Genomic DNA, 25,903 nt, shown 5'->3' with positions numbered 1-25,903 from the left:
TCTAAAATTTCCCTTATTGTTAACATACGTTTTCCTTTCCAGTTTTTTTACTATCATTATTCTATCATGGGGTCTTATAAACAACAACAAAATAGAACTTGCACCTGGCAAATTCTATTTTGTACAAATATCTGATATTCTTTTTAACTCTTTATTTCCCTAACAATCTACGTAAAGTTTCTTTCGCTCCCACCTCATGCAGGGAATCCAATGCCCACAAGTATTCTTTCGTAAATTCTGGCTCATTCACCAAATTTCCAAAAAACTCTTCTTGCCGCAAAAATGCCAATGAATCTTCTTCTTGTTTCGCTGCCGCTGCCATTACTTGCTCTTTGGCATTATCTACAACGTCAATTGGATTTCCCTGTTCGTCAACACCTTCTGCGTATCTTGCCCAGGAAGCTACCATTGCCGCTGCATACTTAATATCTCCACCCTTACTTAATTGATGAGAAATAACAGGCATCAGCCATTTCGGAATTCGATCTGAACTTTCAGCCGCAAGACGCGCCACTGTATCACATACTTCCGAATTTGAAAACCGCTCAATCAATGACTTTTTGTATTCATCCAGATTAATTCCCGGAACAGGAGAAAGAGTTGGTGTAGCATCTTCGTTCATATATGCCATTAAGTAATCTGCAATTAGAGGATCCCTTGCCCCATCATGAACATAACGGTAGCCCATTAACCATGAAAAATACGCCAACCCTTGGTGACTAAGATTCAGTAATCTAAGCTTCATCAATTCGTAGGGCTCTACATCCTCAACTAACTGTACTCCTGCCAGCTCATATTCAGGGCGTCCACAATTAAACTGATCCTCCAATACCCACTGAAAAAACGGTTCTGTTACCACCGGCCAATTATCTTTGAACCCATATCGTTCTGAAACAGACTGAATATCTTCCTGTTCCGTTCGTGGTGTAATTCTGTCTACCATAGAGGATGGGAACTTCACATGTGCTTTTATCCAATCCGCCATCTCACCGTCTTTCAACCCTGCAAAGGCCAAAATCGCCTTCTTTGCAGCAATACCATTTCCCTGTATGTTGTCACAGCTCATCACGGTAAAAGGTCTTATGCCCCTCTCTTTTCTGAGCTTTAATGCCTCATATACGTAGCCAAAAACCGTGCCGGGAAGAGCACCTTCTTCCAAGTCCTTCTGGACAGCCGGATTGCTGGCAATAAACTCTCCGGTAATCTGATCGAAATTATAACCACCTTCCGTAATCGTCATAGATACGATTCTAATATTGGGATCTGCCATTTGCTCCACTAATGCTCTTGGATCATCTGGACCATACATATAACCTATGATAGAGCCAATCACTCGCGAGTCCCAGCTTCCCTTCGCGTTTTTTGATACCAAGGTATAAAGATAATCTTGAGAAGAAAGTGCATCCCTCATTGCCAAATCATTGGGCAATAAACCAGCACCTATAATTCCCCAGTCCATGCTTTTCCCCATGTTCATTAACTGATCCAAATAATAAGCTTGATGAGCTCTATGAAATCCGCCTACACCAAAATGAACAATACCCGGGCTAACTTCCTTACGGTTATATTGAGGTGTCTTTACCTCTTCATTCAAAGTTCCTATTGATGCATTGCTTAGTGTAACCACTAAATTATTATTCTTTTCCATAACGATACACCTTCTCCTTTTGCTTTGCGTTAAATCATTTTGCAAAATCATTTTATTTAATATATTTGTATAATATGCTACTTGGCTTAAACTGTCAATACAAGAATATCTACAAATCTAGTATTGACTTTTTGTATATCCTGTCCAACATAAGAGTTTGCAAACCCTTGCGCATATGCTATAATCATTTGATAAATTGACTTTCTAAAAGGTGGTTCATATGGATAAATTTTCTTTAGTGGATATCAAAAAAATTAATTATTCCGATGTTTATCATTATATTTATAATAACGCAGGCAGCTCGAAGCAGGCCATTGCTTCGGCACTTGGAATGAGTCTTCCAACAGTGACCCAGCATCTTAATTCTCTTCTGTCTGAGGAATTGATTCAAAAATGCGGCCAGCTAAATTCTAATATTGGGCGTAAAGCAATAGCTTATTCTATTCTTCCAAATGCTCGTATCTCCTTGGGAATTGAAATCTTGGAGAATTACATTGCAATCCTTGCAATTAATCTGAGGGGCGAGGCGATTGCCAAACGAATTGTAGACATCCATTTTGAAAAGAGCGAGACTTATACCAGACAAGTAAGCGAGGAAATCAACCTGTTTATCAAGGATGAAATCCATACATCCCCGCATATATTAGGGATTGGATTTGGTATGCAAGGTCTTGTTTCAAGTGATGGCAAAGAAGTAGTTTATGGTCAAATATTAGATTATACCGGACTAACAATTGATAGTTTTTCCAAGTACTTAAACTACCCATGCCGGTTCGTTCACGACTCGGAGTGCGCAGCTTCCAGTGATTTATGGAATCACAAAGAGGCTACGGATATCTTTTATCTTTCTCTTAGTCACCATCTGGGCGGGGCAGTTATCCTACAAGGAAACATCCATCCCGGCTATTCCGGTACCAGTGGTGTAATCGAACATATGACACTTTTTCCTGGAGGCAAAGAATGCTACTGTGGCAAAAAGGGATGTGCCGATGCTTACTGTGCTGTCAGTGCATTATTATATGAAGATGAAACTTTAGAGGATTTCTTTACAAACAAGACTGCAAAGAGCAAAGAACATCTGAAACGTTTTGATAAATATTTAGATAATTTGGCTATTGTCATCAATAATATTCACATGGTTATAAACCTGCCTGTGATGTTAGGCGGACACATGTCACCTTATTTGGAAGATTCTGACACAGAAACACTCTTTCAAAAGGTTTGTGCCCTTTCTGCTTTTCCTGAGACAGAATCTTTTATTTCCCTTGGTACCAGAGAGAAATCTGCTATTGCCATAGGTGCCGGGCTACCTTTTATTAAGGAGTATTTGGATAACTTGGCGCTATAATATATAGGCCGCCTATGTTATACTCCATATCTCTGCTCATACACTTCTTTGGGTATGGGAATTATACAGAAGGGATGTCCCGACACATCGAGCATAACCTTCCAGTCACTGGATAATTGGTTTTCGGCCATTGTCGCTCCGCACTCTATGGCGTAGGCAATCTTCGACTCAAATTCAGCCGCTTTCACATAAAAATCCAGATGAACCATTTGCTGTTGTTCTGTCTTAGTGGGTGACCACACTGGTTTTCTGTAATCAGGATTCTCCTGGAAAACTAACGGTGTTTCCGAAAAATCGTCTTTGATTACGGTAATCCATTTTTCACCGTCATGCATTTGAACATTCATCTTCCACCCTAATAACTTGGCATAAAAATCCGACAACGCATCAATGTTGTCACTATCTAATACGATTGCTCCTAATCTCATTTTGATTTTCTCCTTTTAATCACGTTCTGTAAAAGTAAGTACGTAGCCATCTACGTCGGTAATGGCAAACTCTTTCGCCCCATAAAAAGAAGTATGGAGTTCTGTGTAAATGGAATGCTTTGTTTTTAATTCATTATAAAGTGCCTCTAGGTTATCCACAACAATATACAGGCTAACCGATGGCTGCACCGCCGGTGTCTTCAGAACCGGGTATTCCTCAATAAAGTTGTCTTTTTCCTGCATCATTACCATTAGCTGATCTTTAGAAAGAATTGCAAATTGCAGCTCATTATTTTTGCCAGGCACAGATGCGACCTCCGAAAATCCCAGCACCTCTTTATAAAAGGCCATCGCCTTATCCACACTTTTCACCATTAGATTTGTTGTCATCGCTTTGTACATACTTTAGTTCCTCCTATTTTTTTCTTCATTCTACAAGGTCGCTAAGAAAACGTATTGTAAAAACGCGTCAAGATTGATACGTACGAATAAGCTCTAAGGGTGTTATCCCGATATTACTCTTAAAGTCCTTGATAAAATGAGGCTGGTCGTAGTATCCGGCCACATTCAAAATATCGGATGGTTTCGCTTTGGGAGAGGTGAGAATTTCCATACATTTATGAAAGCGGACAATGCTTAATGCCATCTTGGGCGTAATCCCGTAATGCAACTTGAATAATCGTTGGCATTGACGGGGGCTAAGGTGAAGCTCTTTACATAGCTCTCCCACCGTTGCCGGCGTTTTCTCTGAAAGTTGATGAAACAATAAGGTAAACTGATCTGGGGTATTGCCCTGGGTGCAGCTCATGAGAGCTTTCCTAAAATACGCTTTCGCCTGGGCAAACGGCAATGAGAAAAAGTATCCGCTATCAAAATCCGTAAACACGGTTTCTATTGGCAAGAAATTGTCCATGGCAGCAGTAGCCGGAAGTCCGGTCAGCTGATGAAACGCTCCGGGCATCATGCGAACCCCAAAGGAACGGCTTGGCAATTCAAGTTCAAAGTCAAACACCGTTCTGCTCATACCGGCAAAGCCGATGCTCTTTTCATCAAAGCTCGCCACCAAATCGATACAAGCATCCGTAGCGATAATGTTTGATGCGGATAGTTTCGTCTTTGTTAGCGGTTGCATTTCCCAGTAGCAGATTACAAACCCTCCGTATTCATCGGCAGATTCCTCGGTATACCTCATATTTTGCGAAAACTCCATGTTTAATAGATATGGTATTTGGATTGGATAATACATCTGGTCACCTACTTACAGATTATTGTGAATTTCGTTTCTAAAAGCCCATCTTTGAAAGCCAGACAGAAAGGACTTCCTCTCGGGCTTTCCAGTCTTGTTTTTCTGGATCGTACTTCTCCTGCGGATACTCACCGGCTATATGACCATCCATCATAAATAGCACCCGGTCCGCTCTAGCGGCTACTTTAGCGTCATGAGTAACTAACACGACGGTTGTCCCTGTAGCATTAATACTTGCCAAGATATCTAACACCTCTGCCGTAGCGGAAGAATTGAGGGCACCCGTAGGCTCGTCGCCAAAAAGGATATCCGGCCTATTAATAAGGGCTCGGCAGATAGCCGCACGCTGAAGCTGCCCGCCTGACGCCTGTGTAATGCTGTTTTTAGCGATGTTACTTATGCCTGTTTGCATCAGTAGTTCTTCCCCCCGACTACAGATCACGTCCTGGCTCTCCTTATTCGCCTTGTAACCAGGAAGTACAATATTGTCAAGGATACACAAATTTTTAAGCAGATTACTTTGCTGAAAGATAAAGCCCATTCGCCTTAGTCGAAGCGCTGCTAGCTCATCCTCGGATAGCGTCGTAAGTTCCTTTTCATCTAGTTGCACCAGCCCTGAAGTCGGGCGATCCATGCCACTGATAGCGTAGAGCAATGTAGTTTTTCCCGAACCTGACGGTCCCATAATAGCAACGAATTCACCGCGCTCGACTTGTAGCGATACGTCCTGTAGCACCTGGATATTGTTGTTCTTGTCCTGAGCATAGGTTTTATTGATGTTTCTTGCTTCTAAAATTGTCTTCATCATTTCCTCCGCGCCCTTGTGGGCGAGCTTTTATTCTATCACTAAATTTTGGATTTTGATACGCCCTGTCGTTCTGGTACTGGCAAGGGTGGTTAACGCTACCACGCCTGCCAGTATTAGTGGACAAATTAGATACACCACCATCGGTTGCACAACAAATCTAATACGGGAAGCCCCCATGCTGGCAAACATCAAGCCTGCTAGGTTCTGTCCTAAGGTGGCCGCTGCCAAAGTCCCAATTACTACCCCTACCACCAATACCAGCAGGGTGCGGAAGATATACTGTCTGGCAAGATCTTTTGGCTGGAAACCAAGAAAAGTCAAGATCGATAGTTCGTGAGCTTCTTTGGCTGTCAACATCCGCAAAAACAGGGCCGTAATAAGTACCGCCACCGCAGCGGAAAGCAATGCCGCCAGTACAACCACCAGCCTTAGCTGAGAAATGGTTGAGCCAAAGGTTTGGGCGATATAACTATCGATATGAGTAACCTTAGCCGGGGCAAAGGCCTCGGCGTACTCTGCCACCTTTTCTGTACGGTCAACCCCCTCATTCAAATCAAGGTAGACGAGATACCACTGCACATCTTCTGCCCTCCAGGGAAGAGACGCCTTTGCCGTACGCCCGCCGTTGGTTAAATCCTGATAAATCCCACTCACTGTAAGCGTCCGCGGACAATCTTCCACCAGTAGCGTCAGACTATCCCCGACTGCAACCTCCAAATCCTGGGCATTCAGCTGCGAAAGAGCAATATCATTCTCCGTCTGAGGTGCTTTGCCATCTAAATAATCAATGGCGTACTGGCCAAAATCACCAATCTGCACATTTCTTAAGGTACTTGTCTCTCCATCTGTTACGAGCGGATAAGCTGCCGTCACGTAGGGAGCAAAATGCTCCACATCCTCATCACTAGAAAGCGCCTTCAGCATTTCCGTATATCGCTGTTCGACGCCCTCTGTGCGCCGCAAGTCGATTTGCACATCGCTTTGTCCCATCCCCATATAATTGATAAAGTTAGGTGCTTGCACCGTGGTCAGTAAGTTAATAGGTACAATAAACAAGAAGACACACAGAATAAATACAAAGCACAAAAGCCCATAGCTCCCGAAGCTTCGCAAAACTTCACGCGCACCTAGACGTAGGTTGAGCCAACGCACAGGCCGTTTGTACAGAGGCCAGAATCCTACTCGCAACTTCCCATTAGCACTACCACCGGCCCGCAAAGCTTCCACTGCGGAGATACGGCGGAAACGCCGCAAAACAAGGCGGCAAAACATCATCACAATACCATAAACAGCCACTGTCCCTAGCACAGGCAGGATGATTGTTAAGGGGCTCATCTCCACTTTACCCATATAAAGAGTAATATTAGCCGTAAACACTTTCCCTAAGGGTAGAGAGAATACAAATCCCAGTAGGCAGGCCAGGGCCGCCATCACGCGATACTTGAGTAGATACAAGTCGCGAATGTCTTTGCTCTTAATACCAATCGCCTTCATAACGCCAATCTCACGGGTATCCTCTTCCATGTTCGCTAGCAATGTCAGTCGCAGACAAAGTAGAGCAACTGTGATAATTAGTAGGCTAACCAAGATAACTAACGCGGCTACAAGGCCGTCGGTTAGGGCATTCATTAGTTTTAACAATCCTGCCGTGATGGCCGTGTCCTTCTGTGGAAGTCCTGCTGACTGATACACTCGCTCAAACTCGCCCACGTCCACACCCTCTGCTAGCTGAAACTCAATCAAGTATTCTTCAGAGCCTGTATGTGCGCGCAACTCGGTAAAATCCGCTTCACTGACTACGAACCGCTTGGAACTAATCAAAGAAGGATTCATTTGGGCATCTCGTACAAAGGCGATAATACGAAACTCTTTTCGATACTGGCCATCTACTACTTCCAGAGTATCGCCAATGGCAAGATCATCACGCTGAAGATAATAGATAGGCACCGCGATTTCGCCATCCCTTGGTCTTACCACCTGATTATCTAGATCTAATAAAAAGTCAAACTCTTCATTCTGACGCACGAACCCATTTTCCATTACGCTATTCGTAGCCGGTTGGCGACCGGCAAAAGCAAGATTTGCATTGTCGATATTTAGCATTTCTACTGTCTGTTGAGATGTTACCATCGATGTTTGCTCTGCAAACCTATCAATAGCGCCTTGGTCATAATCGCCGGTGTGCATTTGTATGAAATCCGGTGCTGCTGCCTGGGAAAATAAAGCATCTACGGCACCCGTCATTTCTGTCACAATCCGTACCGCACCTGACACCAATAAGGACGCGATGAGAATAAAACAGAACAGGGTCAACGTCACAATTTTATTGCGGGCAAGGTCTTTACGTATAATTCTTCCAGTCATTTCATGCTCCTTTTAATATTCTTCAAGTCCCTTTACAGCTCTGCTTTGGTAGAGGACAAGTGCTGTAATACACAGCAAAAACCCAGCCAAAATAATCAGCAAACCCGTACCCCGACCGCTACCAACACCGATGATTTTGCCGATGCTACCGGTCAAAACACCACCCTCTACTAGCATTGGGGTAAACAGATAGTCAGCAAGTACGCCGCAAAGCATATAGGCTACCACGTAGCCAAGCTGTGAGACGATGCCAATGATACCCCAAGCACGTCCTTGCAGTGAATTATCAATATTGGTGCGCAGTAGATAATCTAGCGCCGTATTGGCAAAGGGCAGCATCGCAAAGAACAGAAAACCGGATACGGTAATCAAGAAGATATTTTCCTGTAAACCAAAACCAGCCATAAATATTCCTGCAAAGAACAAGGAAAGGGCGAGCATTTTTACATAGCCTTTTTTAAAGGTAACGATACCAATAAGTAGACTGGTAACAAGCATTCCTGATGCTGCAATGGACTCCAGCCTTCCTAAGGTAGCACTATCGGCAAAGGAAAGGATAAGCGGCGTAAAAAGCGTCTGTATAAAACCAATTGCAAAGGTGATTACCATGCTTAGTAACACCAATGACCGAACACCGTTATTTTGTGATACCGCCTCCCATCCCTTCTTAAGCTCACCGAAGAAGGTACCGCTTCTCTCCTGCTTCTTTGTGCTAATTTGTCTGCGCACAGCCAACGTAGTCACAACTGTCAGCAAAAGCGTACAGATATCAATGACCAATAACAGCTTTATATTTGTGATGGCGAGTAGATACCCGGCGATGAATGGTGAGAGCAAATACTTGGCAGAGCCTGCTATTTGGACAAGGCCACTTGCCTTACTATATTGCTCCTCGGTCAAAAGATCCGTCACTGTAGCCTTATATGCCGGATCTAGTAATGAGGAAAAGATTGAACTGATGGTAACGCCCACGCAGATTTGCCAAAGCTGTGCCCCACCATTTGCCATGCAAATAAGAATAAATACCAGGCCGATTGCCGAAAGCCCGTCGCCTGCCACCATCAATAGACGACGGTCGTAACGATCAGCCAGCACACCGGCCACAGGTGCCAGCAACAGCCCTGGCAGAAAAGCCAATAGGGTAACAAAAGCCATCTGTGAGGCCAGACCTGTTTGCTGATAAATATATACGCCCAAACCAAAAGAGGTTAGGCCGCTACCGATGGCCGCTACAAATTGCCCCGACCATAACAAAAGAAATTTACTAAATGCTTTATTCGTATTATCCACTTTATCCCTTTCTACATCGGCTTTAGATTCTTGTTTAACCGCTCGACCATCCAAGAAAGACGACTGGTGCGACCCGCCTCCGTCTTAGCATCAAGATATGCTCTTGTATACGTCTTTTGAACAGACGGAGACATGGCGCAGAAATTTGTATAGGCTACTTCGTACTCCTTTAGCAGTGCTGATACTGCCGCAATATCCTCCTCGGTAATTACCGGGGCTTTCGGCTTATCCCACTGTCCATTCTTCTTTGCATCCTCAATTTTCGCTCTGCCATAATCGGTCATTATTCCACGTTTTTCCAGCTTCTCGATTAAGGTTTTGTTTTTTTCTGACCATTTGCTATTTGGTCGGCGCTGAGAAAAGTACTTTATATATGTCTTCTCATCAAGACTTTTCATCTGTCCATCAATCCACCCAAAGCAAAGGGCTTCTTCGAGAGCCTCTGCTGCCTTCAGCGTCTTGGGACCGCCGGCTTTACCAAATAATATCCAGATACCATCACTTGTAGTTGCATTTGTATTTAACCATTCTCTAAATTCTTCTCGCGAAGCAAACTGTAGTTGCGTTGACAATCTATCCACCTCCTAATCCCTTATCCCTTCTGTCTGTTCATCCATATATCTTCTGATTTCACCAGACGTCAGCTTGCGCACCTGGGTGTTGTCATACTCTTGGTATTCTCCCCTAGTAAAGACTGGCGTCATATTCTTACACGTTTTTCCCGTGTTCTTTTTTAAATATAGTTCGAGCTCCTCGTTATTAGTAAAAATTTTATAGGATACTCGTCCCTTTTCGTTTCTTATTTCATATATTCCACATGCTCGCTTCGCTGTATAATCGGCCGTACGCAAATACAGTTTAGCTATTTCCTGTGTTTTAAAAGGAAAGTTCCACCGCTGTAAGTTTCGCTTGGGGTCACGTTCAATGCATATACATCTGCCACAACTACCACAAATATACTGGGTATGATTTTTCAAGCAATCCTCAGGATTTAATAGCGGTGTAATTCTACTTTTTTCAGCATAACACTCTTCACACATTTTCATTCACACCTTTCTCCTTACAAAAAATTGCAGCTGGTTATTGATATATGCACAACAGCAAATAACGCGGCGAAAGCAAATGCAAAGATATTCCTTTGCCGCCACGCCGTTAACAGGAAAAATGCCGATGGAAAGACCGCCATGCCGACAAGTGATATGCCATTAAAGTTCCCTGTAAAATACGCTATCCAGAGTACATAGTAAGCCAGCAACGAACAGATTGCCATTATTGTTACGACACGATTTCGTATTGGCGTATTCTTGTTGATGACACCACACAGAGCTATCATAAGCCCAAAACGTCCACTGTTCTCCAGAACATTCAAAACCGTAACACCAGCAGAATTGTCCCCCAAAACATCGTTTGGTGGTACACCAAACAGGTACATTAAATTGGGAAGCATAACGAGCACAACCGCAATCACTCCAACCCTTGATAAACCTAACCTATAATTTTTCATCATAATCTCCATTTTCCTTGTTTATATATTGGCGCCAATTAACAACAAAATACATATAACGGCTACAAAACGAAACCTCACATCCAACAGCAGCCATATAGAACTGATTAAAAGGTATATTAACATACTTATCGTAGACGTATTCACCCTCATTCCCCCTCAACAAATAGCGCTGGTGATAGCGAAACAAATTCTTATTCTCAGATACCCTCTTCTAAAGCTCCTGGATTTTTCCTTCTTGTATCGCCGGTAGCTTTTTCTGAATCTTCTCAAAAGGCCAGTCCCACCATTTGCTTTCTTCAAGCTTAGCAATCGTACTTTCGTTAAAGCGCTTGCAGATTTCCTTTGCTGGCACCCCACCAACAATCGTATAGGGCGGCACATCTTTCGTAACTACTGCTCGTGCTCCAATAATGGCGCCGTCACCAATATGTACACCGGATAGGATAACCGCCTCATACCCTATCCACACATCATTACCAATGACAATATCTCCCCTATTATCCCAAGCTGAGGCAACATCTTTTTTATCTAACTCCCATTCCTCATAGAAAAGAGGAAAGGTATAGGTGGAAAGAGAGTCCAGTGTATGATTGGCACTCGTAAAGATAAACTTCGAACCACAGGCAATTGAACAGAACTTACCGATTATGAGCCGGTCATTATTTATCGGATAGTGATAAAGAACGTTGTTCTTTTCAAACTGGGTAGGATCAGAGACAAAGTCATTGTATATTGTGTATTCACCTACGCTGATATTAGGGTTCTCAATTACACTTTGCAGATATATTGTTTGAAAATCATTGGTTCGGGGATAAATCTTTTTGTATGTATCCATTCGGACGTATTCTAGGTTTTGACATAACCATCCACGTAGAAATGCCAGCTGCTCAGCGGAGTGAAAGAAATGTTCGCTGTTTTCAAGAATCGTTAAGCTAGCATTACTCTTCTCTACAAAATCATTTATCACCTCGTACTCCGTCAATTCATCCTTAGAACCATAAAGAATTGCTGTAGGTTTGTGCCACTTTACCTGGTGTTGCAGTACATATTGATAATAATGCCAATAAAGATTATTGATGGGTGTAGCAACTTCACCTTCTCGCTCCAAGCGCTCCTTGCTTACCTCAAACCACTCCATCATATTCTCGATAAGACGCTTCATATCCACAATTGGTGATAAGAATAACGCCTTTTCGATAGACTCATCCTGATATGCCAGCATACTAAAATATGCACCTATGCTACAACCAAACAGACTGATATTATCAGATAAGGTACGAATGTACTGGATGATTTTCTTTAAATCTTCTACGCAGTTCTTAGCGTCACAGATGCGATTCTCATCTTTTCGTTCCCCGTGTTCTGGCAAATCAAAGCTAAGAACCTGATACCCTCTTTCTACTGCCAATTCAGCCACTAGGCTAATTACAACATCTGTTTTATGGGACTGATTTCCATGGACAGCAATCAATAAGTTGTCCCTTTTCGGCCCCCATAAAACAGCTGGAATATTTTCAATTGTTAAAATCTGCCTTCCCATTATGTCCTCGCTTTCAGTCTTAATTCCTACTCATTTGATGGCTTCTTGTAAAAGCCCTCTAATGTTCTGGAAACAGCGTTCGTTGCGCGCAACAACTACATCTGTTTTTGCCATTTTACCACAGTTTTCTTTTGGCATCAACTACAATTGTAGTTGATGTTCCATAAAAACTATGATAGAATGACAAAAAAATAGGCGTAGTCGTTCAAAGAACTGTTATGACGATTCCAGAGAAAAAACTATACCCACGTACAGGAAACCACGGTAGGATTCAGCAGGCACTGCAGCTAATTCAAAGTGGAATTTCAATAAATTATTCAATAAGGAGAATCAATTATGAATCAGAATTTAATTTGTCAAAGTTGCAGTATGGAAATTCGAGAAGAAAGCCACATCGGAACCAACCACGATGGCAGCAAGAATCAGGATTATTGCGTATTTTGCTATAAGGACGGCGCATTCCTTCAAGATGTCAGCATGGAGGAGTTCATTGAAAACAGTTTACAATTTGCCCCAGAGCTTGGCATGAGCCAAGAGGAAATGGAAGCATACTGCAAAGCGACCTTGCCGACACTAAAAAGATGGCATTGCACCTGTACGGAAGCGTGCGCAAGCGGCTACAATCCAGACTGCACTTGCACATCCAATGAGTGCCATTGCAGGGATGCCAATGAGTAGTCTTATGTCCACAACAATTGAATTTCCTCCGATTGATAGGTTAAAATGATTTGGAGTACAGTAGGAAAGGAAGAATGGTAGATGAAGATAGCGATTGTTGGTGATGAATTTGATATCTGAGTATATAGACTATCTATCCGCAACTATCCCCGAAAAGGATAGCCTGAAACTAGTGCGGGCGGAAGCGGAACAGTTTTACAAAACGCATTCTGCTGAGGAATGCCACAAGGCCATTATACCGCTCTATGAATCCAACAATTTTCAAATACAAGAAGTTGGTGTATTTCTATGCGGCTATATTGGCAGGGAATATCCCGATGCAATCCATTTCCTGCGGGACACGGTTAGCAAGCATGAAAGCTGGAAGGTGCAGGAAATACTTGCCATGGCCTTTGATATTCATTGCAAAGCGATTGGTTATGAGCATGCACTTCCTCTGATAGACGAATGGTTTGGAAGCAACACTGCCAATGTACGCAGGGCAGTTTCCGAGGGCTTGCGGGTTTGGACAAGCCGCCCTTATTTGAAGGATCACCCAAATATCGCTATCAACTTGTTAGCGGCGCATCGGAACGATGAAAGTGAATATGTCCGAAAGTCCATTGGCAACGCCCTGCGGGATATCAGCAAAAAAACATCTTGAGCTTGTAAAAAACGAACTGAACCAATGGGATTTATCATCAAATCAGGTGAAACAAGTACATAAGTTAGCCAGTAGGTGGATTTTGAAACAAAAATAACATTGCTATTTCACACAACGCAGAACAACCATGGAATTAACCGTATTCATTTCGACTTGGCTATAATACGTCTGCAAAATCTCGTTCAATTCTGCTTTTGTCCAGAATGGTGGAGTGAACCACCCACACCTTGCACACAAGTGACATTTTTCATCCCCTGAAAACGTTCTCGTGCTTGGTTCAGCATATCTGCAGAGTAGCCTAACGCAGTAATCTCCGCATTTTCCATCGTGAGATATTTGTCCGCAGTAAACAGTCCCGTTCCCGTTGGCACATCCAGTAGCTTTCCAGCAAAATCTTTCGGAATGTAGGAGAATAATTGTTCTCTCACAGCCCAGTCATCTACATTCCATAAAAATCCCATGTATATTTTCGCCCATAGTCCTTTACCGGATAAAGCAGTGTCATAAATGTTTTTTGAAGTGCGATAAGCCCCCACCATCTTCTTTTCTCGTGTTTTCATTGCATCCTCCTACCAATTTGGTTAGTCAGAGCTAATTATATTCCCAAAACTTTTTTGTGTCAAGAAATGTCCAGGTAATTACAGTGGGAGATGAGTACGCAAAAACCGCCTTTGCACGCAACAAAGAGCCACCATTTTGAGGTGTATCAAACCATTTGTCTCTATTGCTTGGATCTCATATCGTGAACGACTCACCACTTAATTTCACTCCATGAAATTTGAAGTGGGAGCTTCTGGGGTTCTTACGAACCCGTTTAAGAAGTTTGATTACTAGGGCAGGATGGGCGGGCAGACGGATAGCCTTGAAGTGGTACTTTCCCTTTGCCACAAATTCGCTTCTCTGCCAAAAAGTACGTTATATTCCCCCTCAAACAGCTATATGATTAAAACACACGTAATTGATAGGAAGATGGCATTAACTGTTATGCCTATCCAATATAGCATATTGTTTCTTTTCAAAGGTTCTTCATCCTTTGTCGGATACTTACATGTTTTTTTTATTTCTCTTTGCAATAACACCGACTGAATGATAGGAATCATTACTAAAATAAATAGTTCATATTTTCCTCCTAGTCGATCTATTTCTCCATGAAAGTTAAAATGTATTGGGATTTTTTTTGGCAAATATGTTAGCGCAACGACCGTTATTACCAACTGAATAACTGGTAATAACCACAAAATCATCTTTTTTTTATTCATAAACCCTCCATTTTTATCACTTATGACGACATCACAATTAAACATCGAGAAAGTTTCTATTAGTTTACAAGTTAAAAACAGTATATTGAATAGGCTACAATAAACTGGACAAATATTTGATTATGTCAATTGGTTTAATTGTCCTTCACTGGGTTATTTAACACCGGTGGAGCTTCGAAGAAATACCCTTAAAAAAGTTGTCTAGAAGTATCCCTTATCATATCTTCTGAATCTTTATATTCACAGTGAAATAATCTCAACAACAAAAAGTAACCTCCTCTATAGTTACACCGTTCTTTCTTGATAAAGCATTCTATTATATAGGCAAACGCTTCCTCATCCAAATATATCATAACCTCCCGACAAATTGTCGGGAGGTTATGCACTCTCTATATTCTCTCATCTCCAATCCTTTGATAGCCGTTTCAGTCTTCTCCAAATAGTTTTGAGCCACCTGATTACTTCTTGAATCCTCCGCTATATAGAGGAGCAAGCCCCGCATCTGCTCTTCGGCGTTATCGATTATCTGAATCATATGCATCCACTTCATCATTTACATATTCCGCAGCACATCAAACGCCTGATCGATTGGCTTAACCCTATCATTTCTGACATCATTCTCAGCTTCTGCCAATATTCTGTAAAGCTCTAATTCCACCTCCATCCGCATATATGATTGAAGTCGCAATATTGCGGTATCACCACGTCCATTCACAGTAATAATAATCGCCTCTTTACTCTCTTTACATTGTTTTGATATATCATTATAATGATTACGCAAATCTGATAATGGTCTGATGTCTGCTTGCATAAGTAACACCTCTTCCTTTTTACAATCATATTGTATCACAATTCGACTATTATCTCAATATTTCTTAACTTTAAGACACTTTTATAAACCTTTTTCAACAACTCCTTATATGCCACATAGGAAAACGTCCTGAGTGTGATATGGCTGTTGAAGATGCTACTGGCAGAGTTGGTGGTGAGTGGTTTGATACTCAGAAAACCCTGAATGCTTACTATCATGTATACCATCAGCTTTTAATCGATTACGTCATCCCTTACAAATTCTTTACGGATCGCCAAACTATATTTACCTATAAAAAGAAAAATTCCCCATCTCTCGATGAGGATACCTATACACATTTTACCGGCATTGACCACCAGTTTCGTCTCGAATTAGAATCCAGCAGTATCCCACAGGCCAAAGGTCGTGTAGAGCGCCTAAATCAAACTCTACCGCCACAACTCCCAATTCTGTTAAGACTTCTGGGAATCACAACCACCTTCACAATTGGTGTAAAAGTGGATGCGCTTGTCCGAAAACGTTATTAAGCATATAACTTCTGTCTCTATTTGCACCCACAGTTACTATTCTGTCACTCTCAATTAGCCCTTTTAAAATATCCTTCGTCCGGCTTTCTTTCAGGTTTAGTAGCTCGCAAAACTCTTGTAGCCCATATTCTTTCCCTGGCTCCACATAATTCAAGTTCCTCAAGGTCAGTATAAAAGAATCATTATCCAAATTAAATATTAGTTCCATATTGTCATTATATTGTGGTTATTTTTTATAATCACCGATTATTTTTTTGAATCCACTCCCTCTACGATCCATATATTTTAATCTGTTAAAAGCATCTGCAATCATAGGATTTCTTCTCCTTGAGGGCACTTGCATTAAATCTCTTTCCTGAACCTTTGTGCCGTCATACATTCCACTCGGAGAATATATCTCAACACGATCGTCAAACATATTTTTTTATCATATTCTGTAGCTTCACCGATAAGATCTTTTATATTCAAAAAAATTCATCGTATCACCCTCTCATAGACTATTTAGCCTGATTTCTCAAAATCCGAACCAAAATATAGCCTTTATTTTACCACAGCCACCCGCCCATACATAACAACCAAAAAGGGCTGCGCAGAAAAGAAGGTGGTACCCGTTTCTTTTTGTTCTTTTTGGTTTTCATGTAGAACCTCCTCATATTTTATGAGACCCTCATTATAAGCTAAAAAATGCCATCAACCCGATACTTGTCGTGTTAATAGCACTTTTTTGTGATTTTGTAATCCATGTGAAGACGTCTAGAATTCAAAAGATTATTCTTGTACCTTGATAATTACTTTCATTGTCGTTTCTCTATTTGCATCAATATACTCATATGCCTTTTGGTAATCCTGAAATGAAAATGTTTTGGATATCAATGGCGCCAACTGAACTTTCCCTTCATTAACCAGTTTAATTGCGTCAACATAATCCTCATGACGATACATCATTGTACTCTTAATGTCTAATTCATGATCATTTGCAACCGCTAAGTCTACTTGCGCCAATCCTGCGAACACCGCTACTAATACGATAACACTACCTTTTCTAGCATATTTAATTGCTTGACCCATGGTAATATTATTACCTGCACAGTCATATATAACATCCGCCTTATCAGGCCCAAATTCTTTTAATAACACCTCACCGAAATTCTTTTCTTTTGTATTGATGCATGCATCAATATTGCATTCTTTAGCTTTCTTTAATCGCAAATCGCTTACATCGGTAATCAAGACTTTTGCCGCTCCCATTCCCTTGGCCACCTGGGCAACAAGATTTCCTATTGGACCGGCTCCAATTACTGTAACATTCAGACCCTCAACACTTCCCATTTGTTTAATTCCATGAACTGCCACTGCTAACGGTTCTATCATTGCCCCTTCTTCAAAAGGCATATCTTTCGGGAGTGGGGTCACCTTAGACACATCAACAGCGAAATACTCTGACGCTGTACCGGTAGTTTGGAAACCCATTACCTTCAGTTCCTCACACAAATTGTACTTACCATTTCTACAAGGATAACACTTACCACAAAACTCTTGTGGCTCAATTGTAACTTTCTGACCTTTATGAAAGTTTTTGACCTCATCGCCTAATTCAACAATCTCACCTGACACTTCATGTCCTTGGGTTATCGGATATGATGTAAATGGATGTTCTCCATGATAAACATGGATGTCCGAACCACAAATACCAATGTCCATGACTTTCACTACTACCTGATTACTACTTGCCTTTGGTTTAACTACATTGCGGAACTCTATCTTTTTTGGCGCTACCATAATTTGTTGCAACATACTTTTATCTCCTTTTGTACAAGACTATATTTTATCATTATTTGTAATCAGCCACATTCTCTTTTGTAATTAACTGAAAATCAATAAAATATTCTCTATCCGTATCTTCTCCCTTAGCCGCAGAAACAGCAACCTCTAATGCCTTCTTTGCCTGTGCTCGCGCATCTTGAAACACTGTTGCTATAAGTCTATCTTCCTCAACTGCTGTCAAAGCATCCGCAATCGCATCAATACCAATTACTTTTATATCATCTTGCTTTCCTGCCGCCTCTATCGCTTTCTGTGCTCCAATTGCCATTTCATCATTTTGAGCCATAACACCAATAATATTCAGATTATCCTGCAGCTTATTTTCCATTAACTTCATAGCTTTTTCTCTATCCCAGTTAGCTGGTTCATCGACAACAATAGATATCTCCGAATATTCCTCAAGTACTGCATTTACACCTTCTGTTCTACCTACTTCTGCTGAATTTCCAATTGGACCACGTATCATCATGATATTTCCTTTTTCACCAATTGCTTCTGCAAGCTCTTTCATCGCAATTTCTCCTGCCACTTTATCATCCGATCCAACATAGGCCGTTGCTTGATCCATATTGTTAACAGTTGAGTTTACAATAACTAACGGTATACCTGCTTCTTTAGCTTTTGTAACCGCCGGCGCACAAGCGTCTTTATCGTAAGGTGCCATGACTATTGCATCTACTTTTTGAGAAATCAATTGCTCCATTTGTGACACCTGCTTCGCCGCATCTCCTTGCCCGTCCTGCTCTGCTAGTGTTATTCCCATTTCATCAGCGCTTTCTCTTGCAGCATCAAGCATTGCAACCTGGAATTCATTTGACAAATTAGTATTCATGAAACCTATCGTCAAACTATCCGCCTTGTCCTTATTCGACTTGTCTGTCTGACATCCAGTAATACAACCAACTAACAAAACACTTACTAAGATAATTCCTAATATTTTTTTCATAATTTATTTCACCCTTCTTTTTATCTGCTTAAGCCTTATTTTTCTTATCCAATAAAACTGCTCCTATAATAATAAATCCTTTTACAATCTGTTGATAATAGGAGGAAACTCCTAAAAGATCTAGCCCGTTACTTAAGACTCCCATTGTTAAAACACCAATAATTGTTCCAATGATGGTTCCCCTGCCGCCAGAAGTACTCGTACCTCCAATGATAACGGCAGCAATCGCATCTAGCTCATATCCCGTTCCAGCAATTACTGTAGCTGTTTCCACTCTTGCTGATAACACAATTCCTGAAAGTGCCGACAACACACCCATCAATGTATATACCATAATATAAATACTGTTTACACGGATGCCTGACACCTTTGCTGTTGTCTCATTTCCACCAATTGCGTAGACGTAACGCCCAAACCTTGTTTTATTCAACAAAAACCATCCTAGCAAAACAATTACACAAAAAACGATAACCGGAACAGGTATTCCTATTACACTTCCACCACCAATAAAATTAAACTGTGTTGACAAATCATTTATCGGCCTTCCGCCGTTAAACAATTGGGTCATCCCCCTTGCAATTGTCATTGTCCCAAGCGTGGCAATAAACGGTGCGACTTTTCCCTTCGCTATCACAATGCCATTAAAGAGTCCTAGCAATGCACCAATCAAAAGTGCTACTATAATTGGCACAAAGACTAGGTATTCATTCGGATGTGCAAAGCTACATGCTACAATTGATGCAAAGGCAAGCATGGATCCGACACTCAAATCAGTTCCACCAGTAATAATTACAAAAGTCATTCCAATTGCCATAATGCCGTTAATGGAAACCTGCCGCAAAATATTTAGCTGATTTCCAACTGTCAAAAAGGTAGAGGGTCGCAAGATTCCCATAACTGCAAAAAGCATTAAGAACGCTATTAAAATTCCGTATTTACTGATAAAATTACCAGATACTTTCACTCTTACAAATCCGTCTTTCCTTGTCTCCTGTTTGATATCCATACTTATAATTCCTCCTTTGACTTACCAGATGCACATGCCAATATATTTTCCTGGTCAAATTCACTCTTATCAAATACACCTTTAAGTCTTCCGTGAGAAAGCACATATATCCTGTCGCTCATTCCGAAGACCTCCGGCATTTCTGATGAAATCATGATAATACATTTACCCTGTTTGGCAAGTTCACACATCATCCGATAAATTTCAGATTTTGCACCAACGTCAATCCCTCTGGTTGGCTCATCCATGATAATAATGTCTGGATCACAAGATACCCACTTTGCCAAAATAACTTTTTGTTGGTTCCCACCGCTTAACTGCCCTACTTTCGTATTTATAGAAGGTGCTTTTACATTAAACTGTTTTGAATATTCCTGTGCCTTCTCCTTCTCCACTCTATTATTGATAATAAAGTTGCAGGCACAATATTTCTCTAGATTTGCAAGAGTAATATTATCCTTGATGGAACTAATTAAATTCAATCCTACTTCTTTACGATCTTCTGATACAAATGCAATCCCTTCTTTTATTCCGTCTGCTGGTGATTTTATTTTCACTGATTTACCCTTAACACAAATGTCTCCATTATCTGCAGGTTTAAAGCCGAAAATAGCCTCTGCCACCTCAGTCCGTCCTGCACCAACCAATCCAGCAAAGCCGACAATCTCTCCACGGCAGACTTTAAAAGATATATCTCTAAATTTATCTGTCTTACCGAGATTCTTAACCTCAAGCAAAACCTCACCTGGCTCTACCTTGACTTTGGGATACACTTCATTTAACTCTCTGCCGACCATCATTTTGATTAACTTTGTGTCGTCCAAATTTTTCGCCAAATCACTTCCTACAAGTTCGCCGTCTCGAAGCACCGTTATCTCATCCGAAATCTGAAAAATCTCATCCATTTTATGAGAAATGTAAATAATTGACTTTCCTTTTTCCGTCAACTCACGGATGAGCGCAAATAATTTTTCCACCTCTGTTTCAGTGATTGCAGACGTTGGTTCATCCATGATAATGATGTCAGCTCCTTGAGAAATTGCTTTGACAATTTCCACCATCTGCATTTGGGCGACATTAAGGTCTTTCATCTTTGTATTCGGATTGATATCCATTCCCACTTGGTTTTTCATCATTTCAGCAGCTTCTTTATTCATAAAATGACTGTTTACAATTGGAAATCGTCCCGTTATCTTCTCCCTTCCAAGGAAGATATTCTCGGCTATACTCATTTCCAATACCGGTGAAAGCTCTTGATGAATCATCGAAACACCAGCACTAATAGCATCCCTAACACTACCAATGACTGCTACTTTATCATTAATCCGAATCTCACCCTCATCATATCCTTGCACTCCAGCAAGTATTTTCATCAAAGTAGATTTTCCGGCTCCATTTTCACCCATCAGTGCATGTACCGTTCCGCGACGAAGCTTAAAATCAACTCCTCTCAATGCCTGTACACTGCCAAAACTCTTTTTAATCTGTTTCATCTCCAGACACACTTCACTGCTTCCTTTATCTTTCAAGCAAATCACTCCTTCCCATCGGTTGGGCTACTTCTAAACACAGGTATACGCGCCGTCGACGATCAAATCACATCCATTGGTGTATCCAGAACTATCACTAGCCAAATAGATTACCGCACCAATCAACTCTTCCGGCGTGCCCATTCGATGCGCCGGTATCAGTGGTATCCACGCATCTTTTAATTCCTGTGGTGTATCTGCAGACATTGGTGTCCCAATATATCCCGGACTTAAACAGTTCACTCGAATACCATAATCTACCCACTCAACTGCCAGTGATTTACTCAGATGTATTACACCTGCTTTTGATGCATTATATGAAGCTTGCCATTGTGGTATATTAACAATTCCGCCTGACATGGAGCCCATATTGATTATACTACCCTTAATCTTGTTCTCAATCATATACCGTCCAATACTACGGGCTACAATATAAATTCCCGTCAGATTCGTATTGAGTACTTCTTTCCACTCTGCGATACTAGCCTCTACTGTTCCCTTATGAATACATATTCCGGCATTATTAAACACAATATCTATCTTCCCCGATCTCTTCACCGTTTCCTTAACTGCAAGATCGACCTCTTCCTCCTTGGTAACATCAACACGTACCTGATAGGCTTTTCCGCCTTCGCTTTCTATCAATTCAACTGTTTTGCTAGCATCACTTCTTGCAAAAATAACAACTTCTGCTCCTGCTTTCGCAAGTCCAGTCGCGACTACTTGACCAATCCCACGACCTCCTCCAGTAACGACTGCAACCTTTCCCGTTAGCCCAAACATTTCTTCAACAAACATAAGCTTCTCCTTTTTCATCTCATAATCTTTGACAAAATTCTACTATTTCACCATTAGGTCCCTGAATCTTAAAAAAACGAACTCCATTTTCCCAAAATGGGAGAAACTCAATGTCTCCTACTATAGCGAATCCTAATTTTTGTACTTCTTGATAACTTTTTTCAATATTGCTACTATCCAGTGCTATATGATCTACCGCCCCAGCCTGTAATGTAGCTTGACCGTTTTCATACGTCTCTACAATTAAGTTCTCTAGCTGCAAAAACGCCACTCTTTCATCTGCGTTTATCGTTTGGTACATCACTTGAAATCCTAGCTTCTTATAGAATTCCAGTGTCTCTTTCATATTGTTTGACGGAATTCCCAAATGTTGAATCCCCGTCACATACAAATTATTCATAATTATTTCTTCACCTCCTCTCTTTATAATCCACTTTGACTCATCACTTTACTTAAAGCGCTTTAGTAAAGTGTAATTCCATCTTGCTTTTCTGTCAATATTTTTTGTTTATTTCGTCGCAATATACATATTTTTTGTTTATCTCTTGTTTATTATGTATATTACGTTTCTTCTTTCCCTTTTCTGAGAAAAGAACTTGCATTACTTCACGAACTATCTTAATATAAAGACAATATAGAAAGAGTTTTTCATACTTTCGCCTAATAACAGGAGATGGATTAATAAATGATTTACGAGAATATAATTAAAACAGAAAACAAACAATCGAACCGCAATCGCATTTATCAGCTAGTTTATTTACAGGGTAAAATATCGAAACCCGATATTGCCACCCAACTAGGTATCAGTCTGCCTACAGCACTCCAAAATGTTAAAGAACTCCAAGCCGAAGGCTTGTTACAGGAAGGATCCCCCTTACAATCAACTGGCGGACGACGAGCTGTGGCTGTGACCTGTACTAGCAATGCACGTTACTCGATAGGTATAGACATTACCCGTAATCACGTAAGGATTGTTATTATAAATTTGATGGCCGAGATTGTCTCTTCTCTGCGTATCCAGAAAATTTTTCAAAATACTACGGATTATTTTTCTGAATTGGGTAATTTAGTAGACGGATTAATCAAAGATTCAAAAATAAATCCCGAATTACTTTTAGGTGTGGGATTTTCTGTTCCTGGAGTGATAAGTTCTGACGGACTCCTACTGGTATACTCACACGTTTTGAACGTTTCTGGTTTACAGTGCAGTCAGATGAAAAGGTATCTACCTTTTCCCGCTATGTTGTGCAACGATGCGAATGCTGCTGGATATGCGGAAATGTGGTCAGACCGCAATAATAGCAACGCCCTCTATCTTGCTTTAAGCAACAGTGTCGGCGGTGCTATCATCTTAAATAATGATTTATATAGTGGCGAGAACCAGCGGGCTGGAGAATTTGGACATATGACTCTCGTGAGGGACGGACTGCCTTGTTATTGTGGTCGTAACGGTTGCATGGACTCCTATTGTTCCGCCCAAGTTCTGTCTCAGCATACGGATGGCAACTTAGACCTTTTCTTCCAAAAATTAAGAGATGGGGATATAAAAATACAGAATGTATGGAAAGAATATTTAGAATGGTTGGCGATGGCAATCAATAACCTCACTGTTTCCCTGGACTGCAAAGTAATCTTGGGCGGGTATCTAGGAAGCTATTTCGAAGAATATTTGAATGATTTACGTCGTTTGACTGCCGATATATCTACCTTTGACGCAGATTCAGAACATATCAATGTGTGTAAGTATAAACATGATGCAGCAGCTGTAGGTGCAGCCCTGCTGTTTGTGAGACCGTTCATCGAACAGATATAAATCGATTTTCTAAATCATACATTGGAATCCAGTTATTATCATCTTTCACCACGGTCTTGTAATTAAGGTTGCGGTAAGAGAGGCCATTATCGAAGTTCATAAGGAATTAGAATTAGAGAATAATAGCCTATCCAAGACCACGGAAAATAATTAAGCAACTATCCTCAACCATTGAAACGTTATTTCAAAGTTCTAATGATCTGTTCTCATCAAAACCCTCAATATAGACAGCAGAAAAGCCGTCATCGTCTGTTCAGACAATGACGGCTTTTCAACTATTGGATTTTATTAAGCAATGCACCCATGCTTTCCATAATATCCTCATAATCCATGCCAGTCGCATACGGATATTTTTTCTGGTATGATTTCCAAAGACTCTGTAAATGTGCATCTTCTCTGATTGTATCTAGAATTTTAAGGCTATCCATTTTTAGGTTTTCCGTTCCTCGCTTTTTGCATGTCCCTTCAAATGCTTTTTTCAGAATATCCTCATCGATGACTCGTTCATAAATAGAAAAAAGCATCCCAATATCGTAGATATCTCTCATACGTGTATTCAGAAGACCTCTTGAAAAAACAGTTTGAAGTTTTTCTGCCAGAATCGTTTCAAGATTATAGGATCATAAACTGATAGATCGTTCCTCTAAAAACAATTTGTATTGAAATTCAATCGCATGTGGTGTAATAACATCACCTGTCGAAATGTCTATTTTCATTGATGTAATTAGCTTTTCCATTATGGCATTCATTATAAATCGAATTCCCGAATACTCCATCTCATCCATAATATTGGAAATTTCCTTAATCTCAAAAGTTACACCATCCCCAATATCTATGTCCTTAATCTCATTTACAACTCGTCGAGCATCAACATCCGAAAGATTCTGATTCTTAATACTCGTATCGATATCCATCGTGGAGCAAAAAGCTACATCAACCATTGCCGTTACAAGTATTCCTCCCTTAATGATAAAGTTGTCTTTGTACTTAGAGTTTGAAATACGCTCAAGAAAACGCTCCATCATATAGATACGCATAACCATTCGAGCATCAGCCTTCTTCTCTTTAGCTACATTTCTTATTCGTCCCTTTACCTGCTCTGGTGTAAGCTGCATCTTATAATAATACCTCCATGTATCTACGGATTACATTATCAACTCTAAACAATTTTGCGTACTCCATTAGTCGATTCAGATTCTTATCTTTTCCGGAAACATATGTCTTAATCACAGAACTAAAATCCTGTGCCTCAATAGAATTCCGACTCCTCACTAAGTCACAAATAGTTCTTTCCAAATCATACATCGGAATCCGGTTGCCGCTATTGTCTTTCACCATGGTCTTGCCCACATCCAGCAATTCTTTTTTTACCGAATAAACCTTACAACTACCATCAGCTGTAAGTCGATGAGCATTATAGCCGCTATATATCGTAAATGTATGAACAAGAGGTTCTCTATCAGTCAAACCATGGTAATAAAAAGCTTCATCATGCGAAAAAACAGCTTTCGGACATCTTTGATGGAGCACATACAATTCATCCTTCCAATTATCTCCCGTGGAATAAACTCCGCGACTCACAGGCTCCAATCCGTTCTCATGGATATATTTGTAAAATTTAAATTTTGAAACCCCTGCCTTTTTTGCAATTCTCGGTATAAGATAATCATTATTTTGAACTATTTTTTTCATCTCATCCATACAACTACCATCCTTTCGTGCTTAAATTATAAATGATATTAGCACTATAGCCAATAAAAACTCATCCAGCACTACAACTAAAAAAGGCTCTATACTAAATGTTGGGGTGGATGATTTATAAAATCATCTGCGCCAGCATTTTCTTTATAAAAAATGCACTTATAACACAAAACTGCTAAAATGTTGTTG

29 protein-coding genes and 2 pseudogenes are annotated in these 25,903 nt (G+C 40.7%); 6 read left to right on the top strand and 25 right to left on the bottom strand.

The window, feature by feature from the left end; genetic code table 11:
* Positions 1 to 151 precede the first annotated feature (151 nt).
* The gene (locus NHH15_RS14065; protein ID WP_262067281.1) at positions 152 to 1,648 is read right to left on the bottom strand and encodes a mannitol dehydrogenase family protein; all 1,497 of its coding nucleotides are present in this window, start codon (positions 1,646 to 1,648) and stop codon (positions 152 to 154) included.
* Between the two features lie 220 nt (positions 1,649 to 1,868).
* On the opposite strand from NHH15_RS14065, the gene NHH15_RS14060 reads away from it, so the two are divergent.
* Positions 1,869 to 2,996 carry an ROK family transcriptional regulator gene (locus NHH15_RS14060; RefSeq protein ID WP_262067280.1) on the top strand — a complete coding sequence of 376 codons (1,128 nt, stop codon included), beginning with the start codon at positions 1,869 to 1,871 and terminating at the stop codon, positions 2,994 to 2,996.
* A 17-nt stretch (positions 2,997 to 3,013) separates the two neighbouring features.
* Here the strand turns inward: NHH15_RS14060 and NHH15_RS14055 are convergent, their stop codons facing one another.
* The 11 genes and pseudogenes from NHH15_RS14055 to NHH15_RS15815 form a co-directional block, all read right to left on the bottom strand.
* The gene (locus tag NHH15_RS14055; RefSeq protein WP_262067279.1) at positions 3,014 to 3,424 is read right to left on the bottom strand and encodes a VOC family protein; all 411 of its coding nucleotides are present in this window, start codon (positions 3,422 to 3,424) and stop codon (positions 3,014 to 3,016) included.
* 15 nt (positions 3,425 to 3,439) lie between these two features.
* Positions 3,440 to 3,826, bottom strand: a complete 387-nt coding sequence (locus tag NHH15_RS14050; protein ID WP_262067278.1) for a VOC family protein — start codon at positions 3,824 to 3,826, stop codon at positions 3,440 to 3,442.
* Positions 3,827 to 3,893: 67 nt separating this feature from the next.
* Positions 3,894 to 4,670, bottom strand: a complete 777-nt coding sequence (locus NHH15_RS14045) for a helix-turn-helix domain-containing protein (protein ID WP_262067277.1) — start codon at positions 4,668 to 4,670, stop codon at positions 3,894 to 3,896.
* 37 nt (positions 4,671 to 4,707) lie between these two features.
* Positions 4,708 to 5,478 carry an ABC transporter ATP-binding protein gene (locus NHH15_RS14040; RefSeq protein ID WP_316044082.1) on the bottom strand — a complete coding sequence of 257 codons (771 nt, stop codon included), beginning with the start codon at positions 5,476 to 5,478 and terminating at the stop codon, positions 4,708 to 4,710.
* Positions 5,479 to 5,505: 27 nt separating this feature from the next.
* Positions 5,506 to 7,842 carry an ABC transporter permease gene (locus NHH15_RS14035; RefSeq protein WP_262067276.1) on the bottom strand — a complete coding sequence of 779 codons (2,337 nt, stop codon included), beginning with the start codon at positions 7,840 to 7,842 and terminating at the stop codon, positions 5,506 to 5,508.
* A 12-nt stretch (positions 7,843 to 7,854) separates the two neighbouring features.
* Positions 7,855 to 9,132 carry an MFS transporter gene (locus tag NHH15_RS14030; RefSeq protein WP_262067275.1) on the bottom strand — a complete coding sequence of 426 codons (1,278 nt, stop codon included), beginning with the start codon at positions 9,130 to 9,132 and terminating at the stop codon, positions 7,855 to 7,857.
* Positions 9,133 to 9,143: 11 nt separating this feature from the next.
* Positions 9,144 to 9,704, bottom strand: a complete 561-nt coding sequence (locus NHH15_RS14025) for a YdeI/OmpD-associated family protein (RefSeq protein WP_262067274.1) — start codon at positions 9,702 to 9,704, stop codon at positions 9,144 to 9,146.
* Positions 9,705 to 9,716: 12 nt separating this feature from the next.
* On the bottom strand, positions 9,717 to 10,172 hold the full coding sequence (locus NHH15_RS14020) for a hypothetical protein (RefSeq protein WP_262067285.1): 456 nt from the start codon (positions 10,170 to 10,172) through the stop codon (positions 9,717 to 9,719).
* A gap of 20 nt (positions 10,173 to 10,192) precedes the next feature.
* Positions 10,193 to 10,636: a hypothetical protein gene (locus tag NHH15_RS14015; protein ID WP_262067273.1), complete on the bottom strand. Its 444-nt coding sequence runs from the start codon at positions 10,634 to 10,636 to the stop codon at positions 10,193 to 10,195.
* Between the two features lie 214 nt (positions 10,637 to 10,850).
* Positions 10,851 to 11,474: a CatB-related O-acetyltransferase gene (locus NHH15_RS15820; RefSeq protein ID WP_262067284.1), complete on the bottom strand. Its 624-nt coding sequence runs from the start codon at positions 11,472 to 11,474 to the stop codon at positions 10,851 to 10,853.
* A gap of 306 nt (positions 11,475 to 11,780) precedes the next feature.
* A pseudogene (locus tag NHH15_RS15815) lies at positions 11,781 to 12,179 on the bottom strand (alpha/beta hydrolase); the annotation flags it as partial.
* Between the two features lie 336 nt (positions 12,180 to 12,515).
* Between NHH15_RS15815 and NHH15_RS14000 the strand changes: the two are divergent.
* Together NHH15_RS14000 and NHH15_RS13995 are read left to right on the top strand one after the other, a co-directional pair.
* Complete coding sequence (locus NHH15_RS14000) at positions 12,516 to 12,857, top strand: zinc ribbon domain-containing protein (protein ID WP_262067272.1); 342 nt, start codon at positions 12,516 to 12,518, stop codon at positions 12,855 to 12,857.
* 103 nt (positions 12,858 to 12,960) lie between these two features.
* Positions 12,961 to 13,500, top strand: coding sequence for a DNA alkylation repair protein (locus NHH15_RS13995; protein WP_262067283.1), 540 nt, complete (start codon positions 12,961 to 12,963; stop codon positions 13,498 to 13,500).
* A gap of 182 nt (positions 13,501 to 13,682) precedes the next feature.
* Here the strand turns inward: NHH15_RS13995 and NHH15_RS13990 are convergent, their stop codons facing one another.
* Together NHH15_RS13990 and NHH15_RS13985 are read right to left on the bottom strand one after the other, a co-directional pair.
* Positions 13,683 to 14,060, bottom strand: coding sequence for a class I SAM-dependent methyltransferase (locus NHH15_RS13990; RefSeq protein ID WP_262067271.1), 378 nt, complete (start codon positions 14,058 to 14,060; stop codon positions 13,683 to 13,685).
* A gap of 375 nt (positions 14,061 to 14,435) precedes the next feature.
* Positions 14,436 to 14,759 (bottom strand): DUF1648 domain-containing protein, encoded by a 324-nt coding sequence (locus tag NHH15_RS13985; RefSeq protein WP_262067270.1) that lies wholly within the window; start codon positions 14,757 to 14,759, stop codon positions 14,436 to 14,438.
* A 112-nt stretch (positions 14,760 to 14,871) separates the two neighbouring features.
* Between NHH15_RS13985 and NHH15_RS13980 the strand changes: the two genes are divergently transcribed.
* A complete protein-coding gene (locus NHH15_RS13980; protein ID WP_416386587.1) occupies positions 14,872 to 14,964 on the top strand; it encodes an IS3 family transposase in 93 nt (30 codons plus the stop codon).
* 144 nt (positions 14,965 to 15,108) lie between these two features.
* Here the strand turns inward: NHH15_RS13980 and NHH15_RS13975 are convergent, their stop codons facing one another.
* On the bottom strand, positions 15,109 to 15,294 hold the full coding sequence (locus tag NHH15_RS13975) for a hypothetical protein (protein ID WP_262067269.1): 186 nt from the start codon (positions 15,292 to 15,294) through the stop codon (positions 15,109 to 15,111).
* 18 nt (positions 15,295 to 15,312) lie between these two features.
* Complete coding sequence (locus NHH15_RS13970) at positions 15,313 to 15,570, bottom strand: type II toxin-antitoxin system Phd/YefM family antitoxin (protein ID WP_262067268.1); 258 nt, start codon at positions 15,568 to 15,570, stop codon at positions 15,313 to 15,315.
* A gap of 140 nt (positions 15,571 to 15,710) precedes the next feature.
* On the opposite strand from NHH15_RS13970, the gene NHH15_RS13965 reads away from it, so the two are divergent.
* A complete protein-coding gene (locus NHH15_RS13965; protein WP_262067267.1) occupies positions 15,711 to 16,097 on the top strand; it encodes a hypothetical protein in 387 nt (128 codons plus the stop codon).
* Positions 16,098 to 16,323: 226 nt separating this feature from the next.
* On the opposite strand, the gene NHH15_RS15810 is transcribed toward NHH15_RS13965, so the two are convergent.
* The 7 genes from NHH15_RS15810 to NHH15_RS13930 all read right to left on the bottom strand — a co-directional run bounded on the left by NHH15_RS15810 (position 16,324) and on the right by NHH15_RS13930 (position 22,600).
* The gene (locus tag NHH15_RS15810) at positions 16,324 to 16,515 is read right to left on the bottom strand and encodes an ATP-binding protein (RefSeq protein WP_262067266.1); all 192 of its coding nucleotides are present in this window, start codon (positions 16,513 to 16,515) and stop codon (positions 16,324 to 16,326) included.
* A gap of 350 nt (positions 16,516 to 16,865) precedes the next feature.
* Entirely contained in the window at positions 16,866 to 17,891 is a 1,026-nt protein-coding gene (locus NHH15_RS13955; RefSeq protein WP_262067265.1) for a zinc-dependent alcohol dehydrogenase, read from the bottom strand.
* Positions 17,892 to 17,928: 37 nt separating this feature from the next.
* Positions 17,929 to 18,867 (bottom strand): substrate-binding domain-containing protein, encoded by a 939-nt coding sequence (locus tag NHH15_RS13950; RefSeq protein WP_262067264.1) that lies wholly within the window; start codon positions 18,865 to 18,867, stop codon positions 17,929 to 17,931.
* Between the two features lie 28 nt (positions 18,868 to 18,895).
* Positions 18,896 to 19,873, bottom strand: a complete 978-nt coding sequence (locus tag NHH15_RS13945; RefSeq protein ID WP_262067263.1) for an ABC transporter permease — start codon at positions 19,871 to 19,873, stop codon at positions 18,896 to 18,898.
* A gap of 2 nt (positions 19,874 to 19,875) precedes the next feature.
* Positions 19,876 to 21,366 (bottom strand): sugar ABC transporter ATP-binding protein, encoded by a 1,491-nt coding sequence (locus NHH15_RS13940; RefSeq protein WP_262067282.1) that lies wholly within the window; start codon positions 21,364 to 21,366, stop codon positions 19,876 to 19,878.
* Positions 21,367 to 21,435: 69 nt separating this feature from the next.
* Positions 21,436 to 22,200: an SDR family oxidoreductase gene (locus NHH15_RS13935; RefSeq protein ID WP_262067262.1), complete on the bottom strand. Its 765-nt coding sequence runs from the start codon at positions 22,198 to 22,200 to the stop codon at positions 21,436 to 21,438.
* 19 nt (positions 22,201 to 22,219) lie between these two features.
* Positions 22,220 to 22,600: a VOC family protein gene (locus NHH15_RS13930; protein ID WP_262067261.1), complete on the bottom strand. Its 381-nt coding sequence runs from the start codon at positions 22,598 to 22,600 to the stop codon at positions 22,220 to 22,222.
* A 285-nt stretch (positions 22,601 to 22,885) separates the two neighbouring features.
* Here NHH15_RS13930 and NHH15_RS13925 point away from each other — a divergent pair, with 285 nt between their 5' ends.
* Entirely contained in the window at positions 22,886 to 24,013 is a 1,128-nt protein-coding gene (locus tag NHH15_RS13925; RefSeq protein ID WP_262067260.1) for an ROK family transcriptional regulator, read from the top strand.
* Between the two features lie 275 nt (positions 24,014 to 24,288).
* On the opposite strand, the pseudogene NHH15_RS13920 reads toward NHH15_RS13925, so the two are convergent.
* Both NHH15_RS13920 and NHH15_RS13915 read right to left on the bottom strand, forming a co-directional pair.
* A pseudogene (locus NHH15_RS13920) lies at positions 24,289 to 25,035 on the bottom strand (nucleotidyl transferase AbiEii/AbiGii toxin family protein).
* A gap of 94 nt (positions 25,036 to 25,129) precedes the next feature.
* A complete protein-coding gene (locus tag NHH15_RS13915; RefSeq protein ID WP_262067259.1) occupies positions 25,130 to 25,714 on the bottom strand; it encodes a type IV toxin-antitoxin system AbiEi family antitoxin domain-containing protein in 585 nt (194 codons plus the stop codon).
* Between the last annotated feature and the right edge of the window lie 189 nt (positions 25,715 to 25,903).

It is taken from the genome of Aequitasia blattaphilus (genome assembly GCF_024721305.1).
In the GTDB taxonomy this organism is placed as follows: domain Bacteria; phylum Bacillota; class Clostridia; order Lachnospirales; family Lachnospiraceae; genus Aequitasia; species Aequitasia blattaphila.
Note: the sequence above shows the minus strand (reverse complement) of the source record. Positions and strands in the feature narration are given on the sequence as shown.